This window comes from Agreia sp. Leaf283 (genome assembly GCF_001422485.1).
Lineage (GTDB): Bacteria > Actinomycetota > Actinomycetes > Actinomycetales > Microbacteriaceae > Agreia.
Window position 1 is genome coordinate 471,894 of record NZ_LMNF01000003.1, and the last position, 15,553, is coordinate 487,446.

At 68.1% G+C, this 15,553-nt stretch carries 14 protein-coding genes; 10 read left to right on the forward strand and 4 right to left on the reverse strand.

Going from position 1 to position 15,553, the window contains the following annotated elements:
- The first annotated feature begins 66 nt into the window (after positions 1–66).
- From ASF51_RS15880 to holA, 4 genes are all read left to right on the forward strand, one after another.
- On the forward strand, positions 67–726 hold the full coding sequence (locus tag ASF51_RS15880; RefSeq protein ID WP_055931994.1) for a helix-hairpin-helix domain-containing protein: 660 nt from the start codon (positions 67–69) through the stop codon (positions 724–726).
- A complete protein-coding gene (locus ASF51_RS15885) occupies positions 723–3,203 on the forward strand; it encodes a ComEC/Rec2 family competence protein (protein WP_055931997.1) in 2,481 nt (826 codons plus the stop codon). The genes ASF51_RS15880 and ASF51_RS15885 overlap by 4 nt, the downstream gene beginning before the upstream one ends.
- A gap of 7 nt (positions 3,204–3,210) precedes the next feature.
- The gene (locus ASF51_RS15890; protein ID WP_055931999.1) at positions 3,211–3,741 is read left to right on the forward strand and encodes a hypothetical protein; all 531 of its coding nucleotides are present in this window, start codon (positions 3,211–3,213) and stop codon (positions 3,739–3,741) included.
- A 284-nt stretch (positions 3,742–4,025) separates the two neighbouring features.
- Positions 4,026–5,054, forward strand: coding sequence for a DNA polymerase III subunit delta (gene holA / locus ASF51_RS15895; protein ID WP_055932002.1), 1,029 nt, complete (start codon positions 4,026–4,028; stop codon positions 5,052–5,054).
- A 74-nt stretch (positions 5,055–5,128) separates the two neighbouring features.
- Here holA and rpsT read toward each other — a convergent pair whose 3' ends face one another.
- Entirely contained in the window at positions 5,129–5,389 is a 261-nt protein-coding gene (gene rpsT / locus ASF51_RS15900) for a 30S ribosomal protein S20 (RefSeq protein WP_055774365.1), read from the reverse strand.
- 213 nt (positions 5,390–5,602) lie between these two features.
- Between rpsT and ASF51_RS15905 the strand changes: the two genes are divergently transcribed.
- The gene (locus tag ASF51_RS15905; RefSeq protein ID WP_162236971.1) at positions 5,603–7,261 is read left to right on the forward strand and encodes an aminotransferase class I/II-fold pyridoxal phosphate-dependent enzyme; all 1,659 of its coding nucleotides are present in this window, start codon (positions 5,603–5,605) and stop codon (positions 7,259–7,261) included.
- A gap of 47 nt (positions 7,262–7,308) precedes the next feature.
- Here ASF51_RS15905 and ASF51_RS15910 read toward each other — a convergent pair whose 3' ends face one another.
- Positions 7,309–8,202 (reverse strand): NAD-dependent epimerase/dehydratase family protein, encoded by an 894-nt coding sequence (locus tag ASF51_RS15910; RefSeq protein WP_055932324.1) that lies wholly within the window; start codon positions 8,200–8,202, stop codon positions 7,309–7,311.
- A gap of 115 nt (positions 8,203–8,317) precedes the next feature.
- Here ASF51_RS15910 and lepA point away from each other — a divergent pair, with 115 nt between their 5' ends.
- The 3 genes from lepA to hemW are packed head-to-tail and all read left to right on the forward strand — an operon-like array spanning position 8,318 to position 12,080.
- Positions 8,318–10,171 (forward strand): translation elongation factor 4, encoded by a 1,854-nt coding sequence (gene lepA, locus ASF51_RS15915; protein ID WP_055932005.1) that lies wholly within the window; start codon positions 8,318–8,320, stop codon positions 10,169–10,171.
- Between the two features lie 3 nt (positions 10,172–10,174).
- Entirely contained in the window at positions 10,175–10,828 is a 654-nt protein-coding gene (locus tag ASF51_RS15920) for a DUF1990 family protein (RefSeq protein WP_055932008.1), read from the forward strand.
- A gap of 28 nt (positions 10,829–10,856) precedes the next feature.
- Positions 10,857–12,080, forward strand: a complete 1,224-nt coding sequence (gene hemW, locus ASF51_RS15925; RefSeq protein ID WP_055932009.1) for a radical SAM family heme chaperone HemW — start codon at positions 10,857–10,859, stop codon at positions 12,078–12,080.
- Between the two features lie 16 nt (positions 12,081–12,096).
- Here the strand turns inward: hemW and ASF51_RS15930 are convergent, their stop codons facing one another.
- The gene (locus ASF51_RS15930) at positions 12,097–12,477 is read right to left on the reverse strand and encodes a DUF4870 domain-containing protein (RefSeq protein WP_082480281.1); all 381 of its coding nucleotides are present in this window, start codon (positions 12,475–12,477) and stop codon (positions 12,097–12,099) included.
- Positions 12,478–12,574: 97 nt separating this feature from the next.
- Positions 12,575–13,147: a DUF4870 domain-containing protein gene (locus ASF51_RS15935; RefSeq protein ID WP_055932016.1), complete on the reverse strand. Its 573-nt coding sequence runs from the start codon at positions 13,145–13,147 to the stop codon at positions 12,575–12,577.
- A gap of 180 nt (positions 13,148–13,327) precedes the next feature.
- Here ASF51_RS15935 and hrcA point away from each other — a divergent pair, with 180 nt between their 5' ends.
- Both hrcA and dnaJ read left to right on the forward strand, forming a co-directional pair.
- Positions 13,328–14,350: a heat-inducible transcriptional repressor HrcA gene (hrcA, locus tag ASF51_RS15940; protein ID WP_055932020.1), complete on the forward strand. Its 1,023-nt coding sequence runs from the start codon at positions 13,328–13,330 to the stop codon at positions 14,348–14,350.
- 96 nt (positions 14,351–14,446) lie between these two features.
- Positions 14,447–15,553 carry a molecular chaperone DnaJ gene (gene dnaJ, locus ASF51_RS15945; RefSeq protein WP_055932023.1) on the forward strand — a complete coding sequence of 369 codons (1,107 nt, stop codon included), beginning with the start codon at positions 14,447–14,449 and terminating at the stop codon, positions 15,551–15,553.

Consider the following 15,553-nt stretch of genomic DNA (forward strand, 5'->3'; position numbering starts at 1 on the left):
GCGCGCTGTTCACAGTGCGCACACCGGGGCGATCGTCGTCGGTGGTCGCGCGCCTAGCGTGGTCGCATGGATGCCGAATCGCCGCCACCGGCGCGGGCTCGGCTCGGCATCGGGGTCGGCGCAGGCATCGTCATCGTGCTCGCGGTGCTCGTCGTGGCCGTGCTGGTGTCGGCGCTGGCGCCGCGGGGCAGCAGCGAGGTCCTCGTGACGAATCCGGGTGGCGCCACGATCGACTCGATCCCCGACAGCGCGGCTCCGCCGGCTCCGGATGCCGATGGCCAGGCGGCCGCATCGGTCATCTTCGTGCACGTGCTCGGCCAGGTGGCGAAGCCCGGGCTGTACGAGCTGCGCGAGGGCGCCCGAGTCGTCGACGCCGTTGCCGCAGCCGGGGGATACACGGCGGAGGCCGACCAGGCGCAGCTGAATCTCGCCCGGGTCGTCATCGATGGAGAGCAGCTCTATGCGCCGGCGGTGGGCGAGGTTCTTCCGCAGCCGCCAGGGGATGCGGCGACCGGTGCGGGTGACTCGGCGCCCGCCGCGGTCGATCTGAACACCGCCGACGCGGCTGCCCTCGAGACCCTGCCCCGCATCGGGCCGGAGACGGCGAAGAAGATCATCGACTACCGAGACGAGCACGGGCCGTTCACCTCGCTCGACCAACTGCTCGAGGTTCCGGGAATCGGGCAGAAGACGCTCGACGGTCTTCGCGATGCGGCGGTCGTATGACCGGGTCGGCGGCGGAGGAGCAGCGTTCGACGGGCTCGCGATTCGCCGATCATCGCCTCACAGTTCCGGCCGGTGTCACCTGGGCTGCGGCATTCGTGATCGTCGCACGACCGCGCGACGCGGCCGCCGCGCTGCTGGGGGCCGTCGCCGTGCTGCTCGTCTGCCTGCTGCTCCAGCGCGGACTGGCTGCGAGACGCCGGCTGTCGCCGTCGGGCCGTGTCGGCGAGGGTCTGCGCCGAGTGCTTCCCACTATCGCGGTCTGCGCCGCGCTCTGCTCGTGCGTGGCGGCGGCCGTGCTCGTCATGCAGCCGGCCCGGGAGCCCCCTCTGCTCGTCGACTCGGCGCAGAGGGCGTTGACCGCCCAGCTCTCGGTCACGGGTACTCCCTCCGAGACGGCGCACTCGGGATTCGGCGGAGAGGCCGTGTCGGGCGTGCGGTTCGAGGCGACCCTCGAACGCATCGACGACGGCCGCGGTCGCAGCGACGTGACGTCGACGCGGGTTCTGCTCTTCGTCGACGGCCTCGACACGGCCGACGCCCCCGCGATCGGGTCGACCATCCGCGTCGAGGGCCGTTTCCGCGCCACCGACGACGGGTCGCAAACATCCTGGCTCGTCTTCGTCGAGGGTCATCCCCAGATCATCCGGCAGCCGGGCTGGCACCTCGCCTGGGCGGCGGGACTCCGTGCAGGGTTCGCCGACGCCGCGCGTAGTCTCCCGGGCGACGGTGCCCACCTGGTTCCCGGGCTCGCGCTGGGCGACGATTCGCTCGTCGACGCATCGCTCGATCAGGCGATGAAAGACAGCGGGCTCAGCCACCTCACGGCCGTGTCCGGTGCCAACTGCGCCATCGTCATCGCTGGCGCGCTGCTGCTCGCCGGATTCGCCGGACTCCGTCGGGTGGCGCGGCTGTGCGCGGCCGGGGCCGTGCTCGTGCTGTTCGTGGTGCTCGTGACTCCGCAGCCGAGCGTCGTGCGGGCGGCGGCCATGGCCGCGATCGTGCTGTTGTCGATCGGTGCATCGAGATCGGCGCGGGGGGTGCCCGTGCTCTGCCTTGCCGTCGTGAGCCTCATCGTCACCGATCCGTGGCTCTCGCACAGCTTCGGCTTCGCCCTGTCCGCTCTCGCCACCGCCGGCCTGCTGGTGCTCACTCGTCCGCTCACGACCTTGCTCCGACGGTGGATGCCCTCCTGGCTCGCCGCCGTCATCGCCGTTCCGCTCGCGGCCCAGATCGCCTGCCAGCCGGTGCTCGCCCTGCTCACGCCCACGATCGCGCCCTACAGCATCCCGGCGAATCTGCTCGCGGCTCCGGCGGCGCCGGTCGCCACCGTCGTCGGGCTGCTGGCCTGCCTCCTCGGCGCGATCGTGCCTCCGCTCGCCGTTCCGGCGGCCTGGCTGTGCTGGCTTCCCGCCGCCTGGATCGGGGCGGTCGCCCGCTTCTTCGCCGACGCGCCCGGCGCCCGGTTGCCCTGGGTACCGGGCGTAGTCGGCGCCCTTCTCGTCGTCGCGCTCACTGGGTCGGCGCTCTGGGTCGTGCTCTCCTCCCACGCACCGCGACTCCGTCGTGCGGCGGGCGTGCTGCTGGTGACCGCGATCGTGGGGGTCTACGGCGGCGTGCTCGTCGGAGGCACGATCGCCCTGCGGCTCTCCGTGCCGCAGAACTGGCGCATCGCGGCCTGCGATATCGGTCAGGGCGACGCGGTGCTCGTGAGAAGCGGAGACTCCGTCGCCCTCATCGACACGGGCCCGGAGCCGGAGGCCCTCCGATCGTGCCTCGACAGGATGCAGATCGACCGCATCGATCTGCTGGTGCTCACGCATTTCGACCTCGACCACATCGGCGGTGTCGCCGCGGTGGCGGGAATGGTCGACACCGCACTGATCGGGCCGACCGATGGGCCCGCCGACGAGGCCGTGGTGCGACGGGTGATCGAATCCGGTGCGGCCGTGCACGAAGCCGTGCGGGGAGATCATGGGACGCTCGGTGCCCTGACGTGGGGCGTGCTGTGGCCTCTCGAGCGCACGACGCTGCGAGGCAACGGGGCGAGCGTCACCCTTCGCTTCTCAGGCGATCTCGACGCCCTCTTCCTGGGCGACCTCGGCGAGAGCGATCAGCTGCAGCTCCTGGCCGAGGGGCCGCTCGCTCCGGTCGACGTGGTGAAGGTCGCCCACCACGGCTCGGGCGACCAGAGCGCCGAGCTCTACGATCGTATCCACGCCCGCGCCGGCATCATCTCCGTGGGCGCCGACAACGACTACGGGCATCCGAACGACCGCATCCTCGAGATCCTTGCCGGCACCGCCACCCGCGTGTTCCGCACCGACCAGCTAGGGCTGATCGTCATCTCCATCGAGGGCGACGAGACAATCGTGTGGAGCGAGAGGACGGCATCCGCTACTGTGGCGAGTCTCTTGTCTGCACCCTGTGCGACTCCTTGGCATCGACAAGTCTCTTATGGATCAAGCGCGTGCATATGATGTCTACATGAGCAGCGACGACGACCGTTGGTCGCCCGTCGATGTGGTGATATTCACGCTCGCGTCGCTTGCACTGGTCGGCGTGATCACGGGCAGCGTCCTTGTTATGACGGCCAAGCGCAGCAGCGCCTACCTCGCGCCCCTCGAGGTCGGTGCATATCCGGGCAGCGTGACCGCCCTCGTGTGCGCCGCGGTGGTTCTGCTGGGGGCTGTACTCCTGCGCCATCCTGCAGCGATCGGCTGCATGGCCCTGTTCAGCGGACTTCTGTTCGCGCTGCCCGCGTACGCCTCATTCATCACGACGAGACGGGCGTCATCGGCAGTCGAGACGCCGAGCGGCGACGTGTATACGGCGCAGAGTTTTTACCTTGTTGCGTCTGGACTGGTGTTGATAGCGACCCTGGCCGGAATCGTGAAGTATCACGTACTGAAGCGACGGCACCTACGTGCAACCACTCCGCGCAGGCCTCCGCCCAGACGCAAGAGGTTGGGGGCACGGAAGTCTCAGCCGAAACGTCGCCCCGGTACTCGCTCGTGACACGAGGTGAAAAACCCTATGTCCCGCTCAGGGCGTGGCAGATCGTCGTCGGCCTGGTTCTCGGATCAGGGCTCGTCATCGTGTGCAGCATCGCCCTGCGCCAAGGGGGTACTCGCTTGGTGTTCACCGGCATCGTCGGGGGAGTAGCGATCCTTAGTTCTCTTCTCGTCGACCTCGTCAAACGACGCCGCTCATAGCCGGCAGTTCTCCGCCGCTGATAGCGCGTCCGCTGTGTCGGCGCCGCCGAGTAGGCTCGATAAGAGAATCGACGTAAGTGAGGACACGTGGCGACTGCACGCGGCGCAAAACCAACGGCGAAGGCCGCCATCCCGCAACTCTCGTGGGAGCAGGTGCGCCCTGCGCCGGTCGTTCTGGTGTCCGGCACGGAGTCGTTCCTCGCCGAGCGCAGCATCCGTCAGCTGCGAGACCTGCTGAAGCTCGAAGACCCCAGCATCGAGGTCTCCGACATCGACGCGTCGTCGTATGCTCCCGGCGAGCTCCTCACCATGGCCAGTCCCTCGCTGTTCGCCGAACCGCGCATGATCCGCGTGTCCTCCGTCGAGAAGTGCACCGACGACTTCCTTCTCGAGACCATCTCGTACCTCGAAAACCCCGCCGACGACACCTACCTCGTTCTGCGGCACGGCGGTGGAGTGCGGGGCAAGAGGCTGCTCGACGCCATCCGATCGGGTTCAGGCGGCGGTATCGAGATCGTCTGCGCCGAGCTCAAGAAAGACGCCGAGCGCTACGAGTTCGCCGCCTCCGAGTTCCGCGCCGCCGGTCGTCGCGTCTCGGCCGGGGCTCTCAGGGCGCTCGTCGCCGCATTCTCCGACGACCTCGCCGAGCTCTCCAGTGCCTGCCAGCAGCTCGTCGCCGACGCGTCGGCCGAGATCACCGAGGCCACCGTCGACCGCTACTACGGCGGCAGGGTCGAGGCCAGCGCGTTCGCCGTGGCAGACATGGCGATAGCGGGCCGGCATGGCGAAGCGCTCGCCCTCGCCCGGCACGCCCTCGCATCGGGGGCCGACCCCGTGCCCATGGTCGCCGCGTTCGCCATGAAGCTGCGCACCATGGCGAAGGTGCTCGGTACGCGCGGCGGATCAGGCCAGCTCGCCGGCCAACTGGGCCTCGCACCCTGGCAGATCGACCGGGCCCGCCGCGACCTGGCCGGATGGTCGGGCGCGGGTCTCGGGCGAAGCATCCAGATGCTCGCCGAGACCGACGAGAACATCAAGGGCGGCAGTCGCGACCCGGTCTACTCGCTCGAGCGCATGATCGGAGTCATCGCCGAACGCGGCGAATCGCCCCGCTGAGTTTCAGGCACGAATGAGCTTCAGGCACGAAAAAAGCCCCGCAATCGCGGGGCTTTTTTCGTGCGGGTGCCTCTTTAGAGGGAGGCGACCGTCTTCGCGAGAGCCGACTTGCGGTTCGCGGCCTGGTTCTTGTGGATGACGCCCTTCGAGGCAGCCTTGTCGAGCTTCTTGCCCGCTGCGGTCAGCGCGGCGAGGGCCTTGTCTTTGTCGCCCGTGGCGACAGCGGTCTTGGTGGCGCGGATGGCGGTCTTCAGCCCACTCTTGACGGCCTTGTTGCGCTCCTGGGCCTTCTTGTTGGTGCCGATGCGCTTGATCTGCGACTTGATGTTTGCCACGAAATAACCTCTTGTATGTGTTCGGATGAATGCAATGCGATCGACCGGCGACCGCGAGTTCGCTCCGCATAGTAGGACGGAAGCGTAAGCCAACAGGCAACGTTACCAGACGGGTGCCGTCTCGACAATATCGAGGCGACCCGAAAGGCGTGCTGCATGTGCGGACTGCGGCGTTTCACCGTACCCCGACCGAGGCGTAGCGTTAATGGTCTCATGCCACAGCTCGCATCCCACATCGATTCCGTTCCCGCGTCGGGAATCCGCCGCATCTTCGAGATGGCCCTGTCGCTCGACGACGTGCTGATGCTCGCCGTGGGGGAGCCCGACGTCGACGTGTCGGCCGAGATCCTCAAGGCGGGGTCCGACGCCTGGCTCGCCGACGAGACCAATTACGGGCCCAACGGCGGCCTGCTGCCCCTGCGCGAGGCGCTCGTGCGCAAGCTCGCCCGCGAGAACGACGTCGTGGTCGACACCGAGCAGGTCTGGGTCACCTGCGGCGGCATGCAGGCCCTCTACCTCGCCATGAGCCTTACGCTCGCCCCGGGCGACGAGGTGCTCATCCCCGATCCCGGGTATTCGACCTTCGCGATGAACGCCGCCATGATCTCGGCCGTCTCCATTCCCTACCCCCTGCGACGCGACAACGCGTTCCTGCCCGATCTCGACGAGCTGCGACGACTCGTCACCCCGCAGACCCGCATGATCATCATCAACTCGCCGTCGAACCCGCTCGGCGCGATCTTCCCCGTGGAGACGCTGCGGGCGCTCGTCGACTTCGCCCGCGAGCACGATCTGTGGATTCTGAGCGACGAGGTGTACGAGGCGTTCAGCTACGAGGCTCCCCATGTCTCGGTCGCCAGCCTCGACGCCGACGACAGGGTCTTCTCGGTGTTCTCCCTGTCGAAGACCTACGCGCTCACCGGCGCCCGGGTGGGGTACCTCGTGACGCCTCCCGGCCTCGCGACCACGATGCGCACGGCGCAGGAGGCGATGATCAGCTGCGTCAACACGCCCGCCCAGCTCGCCGCCCTCGCAGCCGTCGAGGGCGACCAGTCGCACGTGGCGGCCGCCGGCCTGCACTACAGGCAGAACCTCGAGGCCGCCACCGCCCTGCTGCAGCAGCGGGGCATCGAGTACCTCCAGCCCTCGGGCGCGTTCTACCTCTGGATCAACGTCGGCTACGCGACCGGAGGCGACGTCGCCGGATGGGCCGAGCGCTTCCTCCTGGAGAAGCGCGTCGCCGTCGCGCCCGGCAGCGCGTTCGGCCGCGGGGGAGAGGGCTGGATCCGCATCTGCGTCGCGGCGGGCCTCGACGACCTGCTCGAAGGCATCCGGCGCCTGCCCGAGCCCGTGAGCCGCCGGTCGGATGCGCACGCGGCCGAACGCGAGGGCGTCACGGTGCGCCTCGCCAGACCCGACGAGCACGACCTGATCGGGCGCCAGCGTCTCGACGCCTACAAGCTCGAGTTCACGATCGGCGACGACTATGCCGTGCAGATCCTCGACGTGCCGCACCACGCGACCGTCGGCGAGGTCTGGGTCGCCGTCGACGACGCGACCGGCAGCATCCTCGGGTCGGTCACGACGCCGCGGCCCGGCGAGCTTCTCACCCCGCTTGGACGACCGGGCGAATTCGACTTCAGGCTGCTCGCGGTCGACCCGGCGGCGCGCGGTCGCCGGATCGGCAGCATCCTCACCGACTTCGTGATCCAGCTCGCGAGGCAGCGCGGGGCCCGGCGCGTGGTGATGAACAGCGGAACCGAGATGACGACGGCCCACGGGCTGTATGAGCGGCGCGGCTTCTCGCGCATGCCGGATCGCGAGAACCCTCCGGGGATCGAGCCGTCGCGCGCCTACGGCCTCGACCTCTGAGGCGTCGCTCAGAGAAGTCGCGGCCGCAGGCGCGTGTGCGAGGTCGGCTAGCCCTTCGACGCGTACGAGCCGGTGCGCAGCTCGTCGAGGATGCTCGGACCGTTCGGCTCCCAGCCCAGATCGATGCGTGCCGCGCTTCCGCGCGCCTGCTGGTCGAGCAGCAGCGCGTCGGCGAACGCCTCGCCGAGGCGGGCTCGGGTCTCATCGACGGAGCGCTCCTCGACGCGGGAGTCGAGGTTCTGGCCGACCGCGGCGGCCTCGCCGATCTCGCGCACGGTGGGGTTCTCGCCGCTGGCGCCGATGTAGGTGGAGCCGGACTCGCCGAGATCGAAGGCGAGGATGTACAGCTCGGCCAGGTCGTCGACGTGCACCGTCGTCCAGTGCTGCGAGCCGTCGCCCACGAGCTGCACCGCTGGCGCCGTGCCCTGCCCGTACTGACCGTCGGTGAAGATGCTCAGGATGCCCGCACCATGCCCGAAGACGATGGCCGGCGCGATGAGGGTGGTGGAGACGCCCTGCGCCTCGAGCACGCGCTTCTCGATCTCCCAGCGCCACGCGGTGATGGGCGGGGCATTGCGGGGTGAGTCCTCGGTGATGTCGGGGTTGCTGCCCCACACCCAGATGCCGCCCGTGTGCACGTAGCGCTTGTCGCTGCCCTCGAGTCCGGCGAAGACGGCCGTCACGAATGCGTCGTCGACGTCGCGGCTGGAGTCGTCGCCGGGGGAGGCGAGGTGGATGACGCCGTCGCTCGCGATCGCCAGTTCCGTCACCAGCTCCGAGTCGGTGATGTCGCCGATCACAGCCGTGGCTCCGAGAGCCTCGACCTTGGCGGCCTTCTCGGGCGAGCGCACGATGGCGGTCACGTCGCGCCCCTGCAGTCGGAGCTGGCGGAGGACTGCGGAGCCGATGAACCCGGAGGCGCCGGTAAGGAGAATAGTCATGACCATATTCAACCGCGCCGGAGAACCGACCGCCTCCTCTCCATGACGAAAAGCGTCGGCCTCGAACAACGTGAGAGAATGGGCGCTTACCTGCCGTACGACACAAGAGGAACGTGTGAGCCCGCTAGCTACGAAGGCCCTGGAGCCGGCATCCACCGACCCCGCGTTCATTCGCAATTTCTGCATCATCGCCCACATCGACCACGGCAAGTCCACGTTGGCCGACCGCATGCTGCAGATCACCGGTGTGGTGAGCGACAGAGACATGCGCGCCCAGTACCTCGACCGCATGGACATCGAGCGCGAGCGCGGCATCACCATCAAGAGCCAGGCCGTGCGCATGCCCTGGTCGCTCGACGGCCAGACCTACGCGCTGAACATGATCGACACCCCGGGCCACGTCGACTTCACCTACGAGGTGTCTCGATCGCTCGCTGCGTGCGAGGGTGCCCTCCTGCTCGTCGACGCCGCGCAGGGCATCGAGGCGCAGACGCTGGCGAACCTCTACCTCGCGCTCGACAACGACCTCACGATCATCCCGGTGCTCAACAAGATCGACCTGCCCGCTGCAGACCCCGACAAGTACGCCCAAGAACTGGCGAGCCTGATCGGAGGCAAGCCCGAAGACGTGCTGCGTGTCTCGGGCAAGACCGGCGTGGGCGTGCCCGAGCTGCTCGACCGCCTGACGGCCCTCGTTCCCGCGCCCCAGGGCGATCCGGATGCCGCGGCTCGCGCCATGATCTTCGACTCGGTGTACGACTCCTACCGCGGCGTCGTCACCTACGTGCGCATGATCGACGGCAAGCTGTCGCCGCGCGAGAAGATCCAGATGATGTCGACGCGGGCCACGCACGAGATCCTCGAGATCGGCGTCTCCTCGCCCGAGCCCACTCCCAGCAAGGGTCTCGGCGTCGGCGAGGTCGGGTACCTGATCACGGGTGTGAAAGACGTTCGCCAGTCGAAGGTGGGCGACACGGTCACCACGCACGCCAAGCCCGCCACTGAGGCGCTGCCCGGATACACCGAGCCCCTGCCGATGGTCTTCTCGGGTCTGTACCCGATCGACGGAACCGACTACCCGGCGCTGCGAGAAGCCCTCGACAAGCTGAAGCTCAGCGACGCTTCGCTGGTGTACGAGCCCGAGACCTCCGTGGCGCTCGGCTTCGGCTTCCGCTGCGGCTTCCTCGGCCTGCTGCACCTCGAGATCATCAACGAGCGGCTCGAGCGCGAGTTCGGCCTCGACCTCATCGCCACGGCTCCGAGCGTCATCTACGAGGTGACCACCGAAGACAAGAAGACCGTCACCGTCACCAACCCGAGCGAATTCCCGTCGGGCAAGATCACCAGCGTGCAGGAGCCGATCGTCAAGGCCGCCATCCTGGCGCCCAAAGACTACGTCGGCGTCATCATGGAGCTCTGCCAGAGCCGTCGGGGAACCCTCCTGGGCATGGAGTTCCTCGGCGAGGACCGCGTCGAGATCCGCTACACCATGCCGCTCGCCGAGATCGTCTTCGACTTCTTCGACAGCCTCAAGTCGAAGACCGCGGGCTATGCCTCTCTCGACTACGAGCCCGTCGGAGACCAGGAGGCCGACCTGGTGAAGGTCGACATCCTGCTGCAGGGCGAGCAGGTCGACGCGTTCAGCGCGATCGTGCACCGCGACAAGGCCCAGGCCTACGGCGCCCTCATGACCGAGCGCCTGCGCAAGCTCATTCCGCGCCAGCAGTTCGAGGTGCCCATCCAGGCGGCCATCGGCGCCCGCATCATCGCCCGCGAGTCGATCAGGGCCATGCGCAAAGACGTTCTCGCCAAGTGCTACGGCGGTGACATCAGTCGTAAGCGCAAGCTCCTCGAGAAGCAGAAAGAGGGCAAGAAGCGTATGAAGATGGTCGGCCGCGTCGAGGTGCCGCAGGGTGCCTTCATCGCCGCGCTCTCGGGCGACACGGAGACGAAGAAAGACAAGAAGTAGCCGATGGCACAGCGCTCCACGCACACCGGCGAGTCCCTCACCTACGCGGCCGTCGGTGCCTCGCAGGCCGCCGACCTCATGTTCTACCCGCCCAAGGGGTACAGGCCGGCCGAGGACAGCATCCGCATCGGCTCCGGTCGCGACCGCTTCGAGGCCGCTGCGGCCACCCTGCTCGCCTGGGGCGTGCAGAAGAACAGCGGCATCGTGGTGTCGAACATCGAGCTGCCCACGCCCAGCGACACCGACTACGCCGGACTCGTCTACGACGCCGACGGCACGCCGCTCGCCCCGCGCGACGTCAACCCCGAGCTCACCTACTCCGAAGACGGCACGCCGCAGATCTCGGCCGGGGTCACGGCCGACCTGCGCATCCGGGCCTATGGCCGTCAGGTCACGGCGCCCGTGCGCGTGGTGCTCGTGATCGACGAGCCGAACGAGGCGGGCTTCGCCTACGGAACCCTCCCCGGGCATCCGGAGGAGGGCGAGGAGAGTTTCGTCGTCACCCACGAGCCCGACGATTCGGTCTGGTTCACCGTTCGCGCCTTCTCCAGAGGCAGCACGCCGTTCTATCGAGCGGTATCGCCGCTGCTCCGTCGCCAGCAGCGGCTGATGACGAAACGCTACCTGCGGGCTCTTCTTCCCGGACGCGCGGCGTGAGCAGCGCCCGCGTGTCTGCGACGCTCTGATGGGTGCCGCACTTCCCCTCGGCGATCCCGCCCCCCTCGACGGCATGCTGCCCGCCGATTCCGCACGGGATGCGGCCTCCCGCAACTTCGGCGTGTACCTGCACGTTCCGTTCTGCCGGGTGCGATGCGGCTACTGCGACTTCAACACCTACACGGCCACCGAGCTGCGAGGAGCCAAGCAGTCCGACTACGCGTCGCAGGCCGTGGTCGAGGTCGAGCTCGCCCGTCGTGTTCTCGACGAGTCGGGCGTGCCGGCCCGGCCTGTATCGACGGTCTTCTTCGGGGGAGGCACGCCGACGCTGCTGCCCGCCGAGAACCTCGTTCGCATGCTCGCCTCCGTTCGCGACGCCTGGGGGCTCGAGCCGGGCGCCGAGGTCACGACAGAGGCGAACCCCGACAGCGTCGATGCCGACTACCTGAAGACCCTCGCCGACGCGGGTTTCACCCGGGTCAGCTTCGGCATGCAGTCCGCCGTTCCCCACGTGCTGCGCACCCTCGACCGCACCCACGACCCCGAGCGGGTTCCGCTGGTCGTGCAGTGGGCGCGCGAGGCCGGGCTCCAGGTGAGCCTCGACCTCATCTACGGAACGCCGGGGGAGTCGCTCGAGAACTGGCGCACGTCGCTCGAGAGCGCCCTCGCATCGGCTCCCGATCACCTGTCGGCCTACGCCCTCATCGTCGAGCAGGGCACGAAGCTCGCGCGGCAGATCAAGTCGGGAGAGGTTGAGGAGCCGGACGACGACCTCGAGGCCGACATGTACGAACTGGCCGACGCCATGCTCGCCGAAGCCGGATACTCCTGGTACGAGGTCAGCAACTGGGCCGCAGACGAGAGCTTCGTATCGCGGCACAACCTCGCCTACTGGCTGGGGCACGACTGGTGGGGCGTGGGCCCCGGTGCCCACAGTTACGTCGGCGACACCCGGTGGTGGAACGTCAAGCATCCGGCCGCGTACGCCGAGCGCATCGCCGCGGGCCACTCGCCCGCCGCCGGCCGAGAGACACTGGATGCCGCGACACGCGAGACCGAGCGCGTCCTGCTCCTGACGCGCATCCGGGAAGGCCTGCGCGTGGACTCGCTCGCGGCGGAGCCGAGACGAGAGGTCGCCGGCCTGATCGCCGACGGCCTCATCGACGGGCGCTCCGCGATCGCGGGCACCGTGGTGCTGACGCTGCGCGGTCGGCTTCTCGCCGACGCCGTCGTGCGCCGACTCACCGATTAGCGAGCCGGCGAGACGGCTACTTGACGAAGCGGAAGATCAGCGGGTAGCGGTAGAACTCGCCCGCGTTCGACTTGACGGCGGCGATGATCATGAAGATGATCGCAGCAATTCCCAGGGGCAGGGCGAGGATCGTGCCGATGAAGAACGTGGGAATGCCGATGAGCACGAGGGCCGCCATGTAGATGGCCAGGGAGATCTGGAAGTTCAGCTCCTCGAGGGTGTGCTGCCGGATGAACTCGCCCCGGCTCTTCAGCACGAGGTATCCCACGAGCGCGGGCAGGAATCCGAACAGGATTCCCCCGAGGTGGATGAGCGTCGACCAGAGGCGCTGGTCTTGCGGCGTCATCGGCGGCTGGGGCTGGTATGCGGTCTCGAACGGAGGCGGGGCTGCAGTCATGTCACCCATTAAACCAAGAAGCGCCGACCGACACGAGGTGTCGGCCGGCGCTCGGTGCTGAACGGGCTACTTGATGGGGGATTACTTGACGAGGGGATTACTTGATGAGGCGGATGGCGAAGGGGTAGCGGTACGTGCCGCCACCGTTCACCTTCACGCCGCCGATGATCGGGAAGACGATCTGGGCGGCCCAGATGGCCAGAACCAGGATCAGGGCCAGAATCGGACCGAGGATGGGGATGAACGCCAGGATGGCGCTCACGATGGCGTACGCGACCCACGCGATGGCGATCGTGATCTGGTAGTTCAGCGACTCCTTGCCCTCCTGGTTGACCAGGGGGCCGCGGTCTTTGAAGACCAGCCAGATGATGAGGGGAGGGATGAAGCTCAGTACGCCACCGAAGTGGGCGAGCGAAGCCCACAGCTTGTCGTCGGACTGGCTCAGCGGTGCGCCCGGCGCTGTGGCCGGCTGCGGCGTGTAGCCGGGAGGCGGCGTCTGGCCTGGAGGCGGCGTCTGGCCTGCGGCCGGCGAGCCGTACTGCGGTGGAACGGAGCCGCCGGCTGGCGTTCCGAAGTCTGGTGGCACCTGCCCTGCCGGCGGGGTGTACGGGGGAGGTGTCGGCTCGCCCGAGCCCGGATTGTTCTGCGGCGTCGAGTTGGGATCGGACATGAGTCGCGGCCTTTCGTCACTGGATGTGGGCTTCAGCACAAGATACTGCGGAACGGGTTCGGCGGGCAATGATCCCCATGCTCTGTGGGCGAGATATAATTGGCACTCAGGATCTCGGAGTGCCAATCGTTCGCGAGCCTGTGCGGGTGATCGATGTGCAGACGAGAGAGAGGTGACGACATGGTCTCGGACCGCAGCCTCGAGGTGCTCCGCGTCATCGTGCAAGATTATGTGGCCTCACGCGAGCCCGTCGGGTCGAAGTCGATCGTCGACCGGCACTCCTTCGGCGTCTCGGCCGCGACCATCCGCAACGACATGGCCCTCCTCGAAGAAGAAGAGCTGATCACCGCCCCGCACACCTCGTCGGGCCGCATCCCCACCGACAAGGGATACCGGCTCTTCGTCGACCACCTCGCCGATCTGAAACCGCTCACCCCGGCTCAGCGGCAGGCCATCGAGACGTTCCTCGGCGAGTCCGCCGACCTCGACGACGTGCTCGCGCGCACCGTGCGCCTCCTCTCCCAGCTCACCCGGCAGGTCGCCATGGTGCAGTACCCGTCGCTGCAGCAGGCCCGTTTCCGTCATCTCGAGGTGGTGGCCCTCGCCCCCCAGAAGCTGCTTCTCGTCGTGATCACCGACTCCGGCCACGTCGACCAGCGGGTCGTCGATGTGCCCGGCGAGGTCGACGTCGACTTCATCGGCGAGATTCGAGCCAAGCTCAACACCGCGCTCGCGGGCGTCGGCGTCGTCGAGGCGGCGGCCCGGCTCGCAGACATCCCCGGTATGTTCGCCGCGGCCCGGATGCCCGTGGTGCGGGTCATCGTCGCGGCGATCGCCGAGCACGTGGCGGCCACGCGACACGACAAGCTCGTGATCGCCGGGGCATCCAACCTAGTTCGCACCGAGAACGACTTCCACGGAAGCATCCTGCCCGTGCTCGAAGCGGTCGAGGAGCAGGTTGTGCTGCTTCGGCTGTTCAGTGAGCTCGAGGCCGACCAGCGCGGAGTCTCCGTGAGTATCGGGCGTGAGAACGCTCCGTTCGGGCTGGCCGAGACGTCCATTCTGGCGAGCGGGTACAGCGCGCAGGGCGGATCGCTCGCCCACCTCGGTGTGCTCGGCCCGACACGAATGGACTACTCGAGCAACATCGCCGCGGTGCGCGCGGTGGCCCGATATCTCTCCCGAGCACTCGGGGAGAGTTGATCCTGTACTTTCTCGCGCCGATCCGGCGACGACCCGATCCGACAGAACGCTGCCGTCCCACGGCCAGCGAATCCCGAATCATAAGGAGACGCCCGCGTGGCTGACCATTACGACGTGCTGGGTGTGGACAAGAGCGCCACGCCCGAAGAGATCAAGAAGGCCTATCGACGGCTTGCCCGAGAGCTGCACCCCGACGTCAACTCGGCGCCGGATGCCGAGGAGAAGTTCAAGGCGGTCACCCACGCCTACGACGTGCTCAGCGACCCCGGCCAGCGGCGCGACTACGACCGCGGCCCCCAGCAGGGCTTTCCGGGCGGGGCCGGCGGTTTCGGCGGCTTCGGTGACATCTTCGAGACCTTCTTCGGCGCACAGGGCGGCTCGCGAGGTCCGAAGTCCCGTGAGGAACGCGGCCAGGACGCGCTGCTCCGGGTCGAGATCGACCTCGGCGAGGTCATCTTCGGAACGCACCGCGACCTCGAGGTCGACACGGCCGTGGTCTGCGAGACCTGCAACGGGTCGTGCTGCCAGCCCGGCACGTCTCCCGTCACCTGCGACATCTGCGGCGGCAGCGGCCAGATCCAGCGCGCCGTGCGCTCGCTGCTCGGCAACGTCATGACGAGCGCACCCTGCGGAACCTGCCGCGGCTACGGCACCGTCATCCCCGCGCCCTGCGTCACCTGCCAGGGCCAGGGTCGCGTGCGCGCCCGGCGATCGATTCCTGTGGACATCCCCGCCGGCGTCGACACGGGTCTGCGGTTGCAGCTCATCGGCCAGGGAGAGGTCGGCCCGGCGGGTGGCCCGAACGGCGACCTGTACCTCGAGATGAAGGTGCGCCACCACGACGTCTTCAGCCGCAACGGCGACGACATCCTCTGCACGCTCGAGGTGTTCATGTGGGATGCGGTGCTCGGCACCACGTCGACGGTCACGGCGCTCGACGGCGACATCGAGGTGGAGATCAAGCCCGGCATCCAGAGCGCCGAGATCATCACGGTCAAGGGCCGCGGCATCACGCATCTGCGCGGGCAGGGCAGGGGAGACCTGAAGATCGGCGTGCAGGTCACCACGCCGACCAAGCTCGATCACAAGCAGAAGGAGCTCATGAAGCAGCTCGCCCAGGCCCACAAGTACCCGGCTCCCAACCTCGGGCACTTCCAGCAGGGTCTGTTCGCCAAGCTGCGCGACCGCTTCCTCAACGTCTGA

Coding starts and splice junctions, on each gene's coding strand:
- ASF51_RS15880 (WP_055931994.1), top strand. CDS start 67: ATGGATGCCGAATCGCCGCCACCGGCGCGGGCTCGGCTCGGCATCGGG.
- ASF51_RS15885 (WP_055931997.1), top strand. CDS start 723: ATGACCGGGTCGGCGGCGGAGGAGCAGCGTTCGACGGGCTCGCGATTC.
- ASF51_RS15890 (WP_055931999.1), top strand. CDS start 3,211: ATGAGCAGCGACGACGACCGTTGGTCGCCCGTCGATGTGGTGATATTC.
- ASF51_RS15905 (WP_162236971.1), top strand. CDS start 5,603: ATGCCACAGCTCGCATCCCACATCGATTCCGTTCCCGCGTCGGGAATC.
- ASF51_RS15910 (WP_055932324.1), bottom strand. CDS start 8,202: ATGACTATTCTCCTTACCGGCGCCTCCGGGTTCATCGGCTCCGCAGTC.
- ASF51_RS15920 (WP_055932008.1), top strand. CDS start 10,175: ATGGCACAGCGCTCCACGCACACCGGCGAGTCCCTCACCTACGCGGCC.
- hemW (WP_055932009.1), top strand. CDS start 10,857: ATGGGTGCCGCACTTCCCCTCGGCGATCCCGCCCCCCTCGACGGCATG.
- ASF51_RS15930 (WP_082480281.1), bottom strand. CDS start 12,477: ATGACTGCAGCCCCGCCTCCGTTCGAGACCGCATACCAGCCCCAGCCG.
- ASF51_RS15935 (WP_055932016.1), bottom strand. CDS start 13,147: ATGTCCGATCCCAACTCGACGCCGCAGAACAATCCGGGCTCGGGCGAG.
- hrcA (WP_055932020.1), top strand. CDS start 13,328: ATGGTCTCGGACCGCAGCCTCGAGGTGCTCCGCGTCATCGTGCAAGAT.